Source organism: Elizabethkingia argenteiflava, from assembly GCF_009904105.1.
Taxonomy (GTDB): domain Bacteria; phylum Bacteroidota; class Bacteroidia; order Flavobacteriales; family Weeksellaceae; genus Elizabethkingia; species Elizabethkingia argenteiflava.
In genome coordinates this window covers 1-499 of the sequence record NZ_JAAABJ010000078.1, presented here as the reverse complement: position 1 = coordinate 499, position 499 = coordinate 1, and the positions used below count along the sequence as shown (strand labels likewise).

1 other RNA gene is annotated in these 499 nt (G+C 42.9%); it reads left to right on the top strand.

What is annotated here, in order from left to right:
* Window positions 1–304: RNase P RNA component class A (gene rnpB / locus GNY06_RS00390), an RNA gene on the top strand; the annotation flags it as partial.
* Between the last annotated feature and the right edge of the window lie 195 nt (window positions 305–499).

Sequence of the window (499 nt, the reverse complement as noted above, 5' to 3'; positions counted from 1 at the left end):
GACAAGCGCGGCCTGTTGATCCTTTAAGGGTAGGAAAGTCCTGACACCAAAGGGCAACATAGCGGTTAATGGCCGTCATCCGCGAGGATAGGACAAGTGCAACAGAAAGCAAGTACAGTTCGGCTGTAGTGAAATCAGGTAAACTCTATGTGGTGCAATGCAATGTATACCGGCAATTAAGGGCAGCCCGCCCAATGCCGTGGGGTAAGCAGCTACATTGTGTTTGTAACTATACAGTGAGATAAATAACAGGCACCTCTCTTCTAAGGGTGTACAGAATCCGGCTTATATCGCTTGTCTTTTTTTTATTTTATAAGCAATTTTTTTTATGTCTGTAGGTTTAACAAAGTGTACTCCCCTAGCCGGGGTAATTTAGGGTCTATTTGTATGAAAGTTTCAATTATAATATGTCAGGCTTCTAGTCTCTGATACTTTTTGTGATCTTCAGTTAATCCAGACCAAGGGGCATCTGCTGTAGTGGTTTCATTGAGAGCCTCTT